The organism is Serratia proteamaculans, assembly GCF_946227095.1.
In the GTDB taxonomy this organism is placed as follows: domain Bacteria; phylum Pseudomonadota; class Gammaproteobacteria; order Enterobacterales; family Enterobacteriaceae; genus Serratia; species Serratia proteamaculans_E.
Genome location: NZ_CAMISV010000028.1, coordinates 1 through 7,836, shown reverse-complemented (window position 1 = coordinate 7,836; position 7,836 = coordinate 1). Strand labels below are relative to the sequence as shown.

Annotated in this window: 8 protein-coding genes; all 8 read right to left on the bottom strand. The window is 56.9% G+C overall.

What is annotated here, in order from left to right; all coding sequences use genetic code 11:
* Positions 1-121: 121 nt before the first annotated feature.
* The 8 genes from OC597_RS26580 to OC597_RS26545 all read right to left on the bottom strand — a co-directional run bounded on the left by OC597_RS26580 (position 122) and on the right by OC597_RS26545 (position 7,754).
* Positions 122-2,236, bottom strand: a complete 2,115-nt coding sequence (locus OC597_RS26580) for a primase-helicase zinc-binding domain-containing protein (protein ID WP_262211166.1) — start codon at positions 2,234-2,236, stop codon at positions 122-124.
* 14 nt (positions 2,237-2,250) lie between these two features.
* Positions 2,251-2,586 carry a DUF5375 family protein gene (locus OC597_RS26575; protein WP_151415990.1) on the bottom strand — a complete coding sequence of 112 codons (336 nt, stop codon included), beginning with the start codon at positions 2,584-2,586 and terminating at the stop codon, positions 2,251-2,253.
* Positions 2,583-2,846 (bottom strand): hypothetical protein, encoded by a 264-nt coding sequence (locus tag OC597_RS26570; RefSeq protein WP_017891201.1) that lies wholly within the window; start codon positions 2,844-2,846, stop codon positions 2,583-2,585. Before OC597_RS26570 ends, OC597_RS26575 begins: the two co-directional genes overlap by 4 nt.
* Positions 2,843-3,388 (bottom strand): host cell division inhibitor Icd-like protein, encoded by a 546-nt coding sequence (locus OC597_RS26565; RefSeq protein WP_262211165.1) that lies wholly within the window; start codon positions 3,386-3,388, stop codon positions 2,843-2,845. Before OC597_RS26565 ends, OC597_RS26570 begins: the two co-directional genes overlap by 4 nt.
* Positions 3,389-3,393: 5 nt before the next feature.
* Positions 3,394-3,639: a hypothetical protein gene (locus tag OC597_RS26560; protein WP_262211164.1), complete on the bottom strand. Its 246-nt coding sequence runs from the start codon at positions 3,637-3,639 to the stop codon at positions 3,394-3,396.
* Positions 3,636-3,899: a helix-turn-helix transcriptional regulator gene (locus OC597_RS26555; RefSeq protein WP_262211163.1), complete on the bottom strand. Its 264-nt coding sequence runs from the start codon at positions 3,897-3,899 to the stop codon at positions 3,636-3,638. Before OC597_RS26555 ends, OC597_RS26560 begins: the two co-directional genes overlap by 4 nt.
* 893 nt (positions 3,900-4,792) lie before the next feature.
* Complete coding sequence (locus OC597_RS26550; RefSeq protein ID WP_262211162.1) at positions 4,793-6,211, bottom strand: UvrD-helicase domain-containing protein; 1,419 nt, start codon at positions 6,209-6,211, stop codon at positions 4,793-4,795.
* The gene (locus OC597_RS26545) at positions 6,201-7,754 is read right to left on the bottom strand and encodes an ATP-dependent nuclease (RefSeq protein WP_262211161.1); all 1,554 of its coding nucleotides are present in this window, start codon (positions 7,752-7,754) and stop codon (positions 6,201-6,203) included. Before OC597_RS26545 ends, OC597_RS26550 begins: the two co-directional genes overlap by 11 nt.
* Positions 7,755-7,836: the final 82 nt, after the last annotated feature.

The following is a 7,836-nucleotide window of genomic DNA, read 5'->3' as shown; positions in this document are numbered from 1 at the left end:
CTGCTCAGTGATCTGTTTTACGGCTTCAATTTTGAATTCTTCAGTGAACGTTTTGACTGACATAAACACTCCTTCATTAGGCCTCCATTATGAGGCAAAAAAGTGTCTACGAAACCCGGGTCTATTCAGGTCTGATATTGCCGTTCCCCATTAACATGCCCACCGGGGTACTCAGGGTCGTCAGGTAGCCGCAGAAGTCCATTAACGGGTCGGACTGACGTTTGACGGCTAATGCTTCCTCTGAACTCTGCTGTGCCTGCAGTAAATCACGGGCATCGTTCGGGTTAGCAAAGTGTTGCATCAGGTGACGGACAATGACCGCCAACTCTCCGCTGATTTTCTCCAACAGCTGCGGGTCACGTTCCTTCGCCGGTATCGCTTCGGGAAACGTGATAATCACCCGGCGACGCGAGACACCGCCGCTGCGGTCACTGAAACGCATCGGGTTGTTATTGACCGCCAGAATCACGGCGGGGATGTAGGTTGAGTAGGCATCGCGGTATTTCGGGTCGATAGCCACTGCATCGCCCCCGGTGATGGCCTTGATACCTGCACCGTCACCGCTCCATTTCTCCTGGTCAGGCAGGATAATCAGCGAGAACCCGACCACAGAGGCGCGTTCCCGCGCCGATTCCAGGTTGTCGATGGTCGCAGAGGTGGTGTTGTCGGCACCCGCCAGCAAGCGGGCAATGGAGGCCATCACGCTTTTTCCGCTGCCGCCGGGGCCGGTCACCTCCAGGAACAGTTGCCAGTCGTAACGGTTCGCCAGCACCATAAACAGTGCCGCCAGAATGCGTTCCTGCTTGTCGTGATTGTTCCCTGCCGCCCGCGTCAGCCACTGCCAGAAATGCGGCGCATGGTCGGCCAGGTTTTCTCCCGTGCGCGGCGGGGTGTAGTCCACGCTGTTGACGGTGCGCAGCCAATGCTCTTTATGGTGTGCGCTGAATTGTCCGCTAGCGGTATCAAACACCCCATTGCGAAAGCCAATCAGGCGCCTCACCGGTTCACCCATTTGCGGCACCATCAGCTTGAGCGTATCCAGAATGCTGTTGATACCCGCCGCCGAGAACGGCGCACGGACCTTCTGAAACAGCGCGGCAATCTCCCGGCTGAGTTGCCGATGCGGCAACACCTGCCAGGCACCCTGCGTGTAGCGACACAGTTCCTCACCGACTAATGGCACCGCCAGGGTATTGCCATAATGTTCAGCCAGGAGTTCTGCCTTCTCACTGGCGCTCATGGCTTTCAGGTCCGCATCGCTGAGCGTATCAAACGGACTGGGTTGCTTGGGCTGGCTGAAGGCCGTCAACTGCGCGAGCGCGGCCAGTTTGCCCTGTTGTTGGTAAACATCGTTCCAGTCACCGGTTTCTGACGGCAATGCAAGCTTACCGCCGCTCAATTGGGCGGCCTCGGCCGCGCGGGTCTGGCCGGTGCCGTTCTCGTCATTGTCCGCCGCCAGCAGCAGCTCCGCATCGGGGTAGTGAGCGCGCAGCTGTTGCGCCATCGCGGGCAGGTTATTGGCACTGAGCGCCACGCAGACACTTTCCCCTGTCAGTTGATGCACGGTCAGGCCGGTGGCATAACCCTCGGTCAGCCAGATAACGTCAGTATTCTGGCCGGACAGGAAATGGCAGGCGTCTTTCACCTGTCCCCCTGCCAGCGTGCGCTTGTCACCTGCGGCGTTAATCAACTGGACGTTGACCACCTCACCGGCACTGTCGGTCAGGGGTAACAACAGGTCGTCGGGCTGGTAAGTGATACCGCCCACGCGCAGTGGCGGCCCCTGTAATGTCAGGGTATCGGTGTCCGGCCAGCCTTTGGTGGTCAGGTAGGCATTCCCGGCTTGTTGCCGGGCGCTGGCAAATAGCTGTCTGGCCTGCTGCGCTGCGTTATTTCGCGCCTGCGCTTTGTCCTGCTGTTCTTGTTGCAGATTGTACTCCGGCCATGCGGATCCGGTTTGCTCACCCAATACCCCGGCCACCTTCACGGCGGCCTCTTTGACAGTCACAGCCAGTACTTTCTCAACCAGATTCAGACCATCGCCACTGCCGCACTGATTACAGAACCAGGTGCCGCGCCCCTGTTGGTTATCAAAGCGAAACCGGTCTTTGCCGCCGCAGGCCGGGCACGGCTGGGCTTTGCCGTTCGGTTGCAGGGCAATGCCAAGGGCCGGGAGTATCACCGGCCAATGGCCGGTGGCGGTGCGTACGGTCTGTGATACGAAATGGGCGTTCATCGTCTTGTTCTCCCTTAATGCACGGTAGCGTGACTGGCAGTTGCCAGATGGTCGCAGCACAGCTCGTCCATCAGCTTTTGCCCCAGCGTGGTCAGGCGCGGCGGTGCCACCAACACATCCGGCTGCACCATATCGCTGAGCATCGTGCATGCCATGTCCATGCCCGCTTCTGCGCCGTGCTGTTGCACAAAGTACCCTTCCAGGCGATTGGCAATCAGCATCTGCAGTTCGTCCAGCGTGTAGCCAAGGCTCACCCGGTAAAAGGCACAGGTGTCGCTATAGGCCTGTGCCACGGCGCGACGGAAAACGGCGGTACGGACTTCAATCGGTAAACAGGATTGGGTACTCATGCGGCGGGTGCCTCCATGCTGGCAAGAAGTTGGGGTTCACAGGTGTTGACAACGTGGCCGAGCTGGTCAGTCAGCACGGCAATGACCGAGGCGAAAGCCGCCTGTTGAAAGCCGTCGGGACGTTGCCCGCTCAGGTCGAGACTGTCCAGCATGTCAAGGAACAGCACGCCGGTAGAATGTGCGTGCTGAAGACGCAGGAAGTCCGCATGCGGAATGGCGTAATGGGTTTCACTGTGGAAACGGGCGGCCAGCGTATTCATGCCACCCCCTGTACGGGCAGGCGACCGGCAAACGCCAGAATATAGTCACGTGCCAGCAGGCGGCGGGCACTGCGCTCGGAATCCGCCACGGTGCGCAACATGCACGGGGTTGCCGTCAGGGTGTTACGGCGAATAGCCGCAAACAAGAAACAGAATTTGGGGTGAGTCGGGATGAGGGTCGTAGCCATGGTGGCAGCCTCCAATAAGTATTGGTTATTGCTACCACCGAAGTTTCCACGCTTATGGGTGGTAGCCCAGACGGGGGTGGAAATACCGGCCTTATTGGAAACCGGCCTGACCGAAGTCAGCCCCGCCTGAGCCACCATTGTTTGACTGCTGCGATAGCATAACATCCATCGCGCAAAAAATGAGCGCACACAGGCTACGACATAAAAAAACACGCCTGGCGCGTGTTGTGTCGCCAATAAGTTACTCGGGTTTCCACGCCCGGCTGCCGATTTTGCGACAGCGGGGGGACTATAGCGCAGCGCCGGACGTGGGGGCAAGCCGTAAGACGCCCCCGGACGTTCAATCGATCGCATAGTGATCAACGACCGGTTTGCAGGTGGTGATGGGTGTCGGCGGCTGCGTCGCTCAGAGACACCGGCCCGGTGCAAAACAGGTGTGGTGCGCCCTGGCGGCTGGTCAGACGGATGACACCGTGTTTAGTGCTGCGGTGTTCCGGTAAGACAATATCCGGGTGCTGGCGTTGCAGCAGGATAGCTTCGGCCACAAACAGCGCGTCGTTGTCGCTCAGGGTAAAGCTGTGTCGGCCCAGGGTTAACTGCATCATGCGGTGGCCCTCTGATGACGGTTGGCAATGCGCTCATCCATCCACTGCTCCACTTCGGAGGCCAGCCAGGCGACGTTTTTGCCGCCCAACGAGATTTGGGCCGGAAACTGCTTACGTGTCATCATCTCGTAAACAGTAGAGCGTGACAGGCCGGTGGTGTAAAGCACTTCCGGCAGACGAATAAAACGTTCGCGTGGCGTGTAATCACTGTGCACAACAGGGGAAGGTGTGGCGTTAACGGGGCGGGAAACTGAAAGCATGTATAGCTACCTCTTTGTGTCCGGTCAGCTCTGGCCGGGACTGTGTGAACTCTGGTAGCGCCCTATTATGTGAATATTTTGGGAGTTGGCAACAAGGGGTTGTTGTGTGGTGGATTAGGAAATCGTATATAAAAACAACAAATTACACCGGATCACATTAACCCATCACTCTTCGTCATTCCTCGTTATTACCCCATAATTTTTAGCAATCAATGAGGGGTTATAAATAGGTAGGAACATCAAAAATAAGCCTAACTGCGGCTAGCCAGAGAAAAGGTTATTTTTGGTTGAGTGCATAGTGGTGAACACTGAGTGATGAGTTTAAAACTCACTGGTCACGGTTTTATTTATTGATTTAATTATATTTTTTACTTAAGTGAACAGTGGTGAATAGTTTATATAAGAATTAAAACTTCGGTGGTGGCCTTTCAGCCAGCGTTTAGAACGGTTACCAAAAAAACTCTACCGGGAAAACTGCGATGCTGCACGGTAGTCGAGTCGATTGGCCTCACATAGGACGCAGGCTGAACCAGAGATAATTCCCGACCATCAACATGATGTGATGACCAGGCGCACTGTCAAACCAATGTTGTCACATCATCAGTCCTCACCCGAAAACAGCCTTTTTCCTGGCTAGCCTGTGCCAAATTACGCGTGCATGCATAGGGTGCATGATTTTGCATGTAATAAAATGCATGTCGTAGACCCTCCCGCACCAGTACTGGCGCGGTTTGCATTCCTTAATGCACCTGCATGAAAAGCGACACATAAAGCGGGCAGGCGAGGCGGGGGTAGCATTGCGCGCACAGAGGTTTGAGCGACTTTCGCTTAATGCGTCAGCGTGCTTCAGCTGCGTTTAAGAGTGGCTATTTAAGCTAGGGTGAGTAATGGCGTTATCGGGCCATCAATACGGGAGTTAACGAGCAGACAACCAGCTTCTTCGAGCCACGTGTGAAGGCGACGTAGAGATGCCGGGCATCCATCTCTTCAGGGGCGGTTATGACGGCTACTTCCGCCTCCAGCCCCTTCAGCAACAGGGTGCTGCCAATGGCACGTCGCGCAAGGGGCCGACTTTCGTGCCGATTTCGCTCTCGCTCCCGCACCGTGGCATCAGCAAAACTGCAACTGCCTCCTGCAGCCATTTGCATTGCGCGCAGACAACAATACAAAACATCCGGACGATAAACCCGGGCATTGTTTTGTCGGGTCAACGCGCGCAGTGCCTCGGCGGCCTTGGGGAAACTTGGGGCATTTGCGAAAGCGACCAGTGCGGTTTCTGTCTCTGTGGCAGGATTGCGTGCAGTCCCCCGACGCAAACTCTCCAGTCGGGGTTGCAAGGCCGCAGCGCCGACCTGCGTCATCATCTCTGCGGCAAACTCCACCAGACGAGTCAGTGCGTCGGCAGCGTTCAGGTTAAACGTCATTCCAAACAGTGTGAGGTCGGCTAGGTCGACGGGCTCTACAGCAATCGCCCCTGGAGTCTGACTGGCCATTTGTCGACGGCCACGAGGATTGCGGCTGTCACCAATGACCAGAACGTCTCCATCCCGCGTAACAGCCTGTGTTAACGCAGCGGTGAGTCGTTGCTGAATGGCCGTAGCCGGCTGCAACGCGACCCAGACGACTTCTGCTGGCGCCAGGCGTAAATCAATACCACCTCCTGCCAGGAGTATTCGCCGGCACTCCAGAAGCCACTGGCCAAATTCGGGTGTGCTTGCGTTCGTCCAGCGCCAAGGCTGATTCAGCTCGCCGATAGCAGGAAAACGCGGAAGTACGTCGGAATCCCAGTCCACTAGTTGGTTACCGCGAAAGCCGAAGATAGCCTGCATTGGGTCGCCAAGGACGCAGGTGGGGAGCACCATGGAAAGTGCTGTCACCAGAGCGTGTTGCACCAGATTGCAGTCCTGATACTCATCGACAATCAGGTGGGCATAACTTGCCGCGAGGATCTCATTGAGGTGCCCGCTTTGCAGTAAATGCTTGGCAGCCAAGCGTATTGCTGGGTAGTCGGCTCCGGGATTCTGGAGTAGGAGGACCGCAGCGGCAACAGCACTTCGCTGTGGAAACATCGCCACCAGCCGCATGGAAAAACCATCGATTGTGGCAATGCGGTAAGCCGATGCGGGCACTCCGGATTTTTGCATGCGCAGACGCAGTGTCGTGACACCCGCGTTGGTATGCGTGAGGATGAGAACCGGCGTTTTCCCGGTATGCCGAGTCAGCGTATCGGCGATAAGTTGCGTCTTGCCGCACCCGGCAGGGGCTGTGATAGTACCCCTGCGAAAATCGAATAAATTGTACTCAGACGGCATGGGCCCACCCGTAAAGCCGATCAATGAGTGCGCGAAACACAGCGTCTGTTGCTGGCATGTGCGGACCCAGAATATCGCGTGCCACATCCTCATATTTGGTGACCGATTTAAACCAGCCGTTTCGACGATTACGTGCGGCCATCCCCAGTAACTGCCGCGTTTCAAGAGGATACGGCGTACCGATCAGTTCTCGCTGTTGCCGGATGTGGGCGAGTGTCAGTTGACCGTTTGACTGTGCCTGAATATGAGCAGCTACGAGGTCCTCCTCCATAAGGTTGATGGCCCGCTGAAGTAGGGCATCGACGCCGGTATCCGGCAGACTCAAAAAAAGCTCGTCCTCCAGAGCTCGCCCGTCTCGCCAGGTGATGTACTCTCCACCGGCATCCACGTATGCCTGTACGGTCGCCGCAGTGGGCGGCTTATCCGCATCAACCATGACCAGTACCCGGTAGCCAAGCTGGCGCAATGCGAGCCCGCGAACAAAACACCGGTCCGGATCTCCGCCGCCGACATTCACATATGCAGTCCCTGCGGCCAGCATTGACTGTCCGTTTATGTTCGTCCAGAAATGGTCTAGGCCACGGATCAGGCCAACTTCACTGGCGCCTTCGCAGACAATGACGCTACGAGCGAGAAACGCTTCCGGATCAGCCCTAACGGTGCTTTGAATATCATCAGCAACACCTACCTGACGAATCAGATGCGGAGCCCCCGGAGTCTTGCGTACCACGAAGAGCTGATTGCCATTGAGCTCGCGGACAGCGACCGGGGAATGGGTAGTCAGAAATACCTGAAGGGGGGGGGGATTTTCCTTAGCACCAAGCGAATTCAGTAGTCGGGTAAGACGATGTGGCTCCAGGCCGTACTCTACTTCGTCGACAAGAGCGACAGACGCCTGCTGCGCTGCTGCACGTTGCATACCTGCGACCAGTAGACGGGATGAGCCTGTTCCCAGTGAGCGCGAGGGCACCCCTGTTGCATCGTGTAGCGCAATGGCACCGTCTCCGATGGATACGGCGTGCGCGTCCAGCAATGCCTGGGCGCCGCCACCGACAGGCACACCAAGTTCATTGGCTTTCTGGGTCACGATTTGCAGTGTTGCTGCCAGCTGTATACCAGCCTGACTGCCGAAACCGTTTCGGGCCTGGCGTGCCGCATTGGCCAGTTCGGCACCCAGGGCCGGACGCTCCTCAGTCAACCGATTGAGAACAGATCCTCGCGCCCATGACAGGTTGGAGCTGGCATAGGTTCCAAGTCTGGCGGGTGCCAGAAGCAACCGATCCTTCCAGGCAATATTGCGCTCCTGGCTCTGTGCCTGAGCGCGCTGTGATACCAGCGACCAGATGGGCTCCAGCTCGCTATCCACCGTCAAACGTAAGCAAAGCACCGTTTCCAGACCCTGTTCCGGCTCCTCGGAGACCAGCCCGTTTGCACGGTTGAAAGCCTGCAAATAATTTCCGTACGAATCCAGGCGCATCAGAGCGTCGGATAACGCGCCAAGTGTCAGGGTGATGCTGATGGGCTGGGTGTAGTGGTCAAGCAAAACTGGCCACGGCTTTAGAGTTTTTCCAGAACAATCGTTCTGATTCATTCGGCGTCAAACCACCATTATATTGATGAGGTCT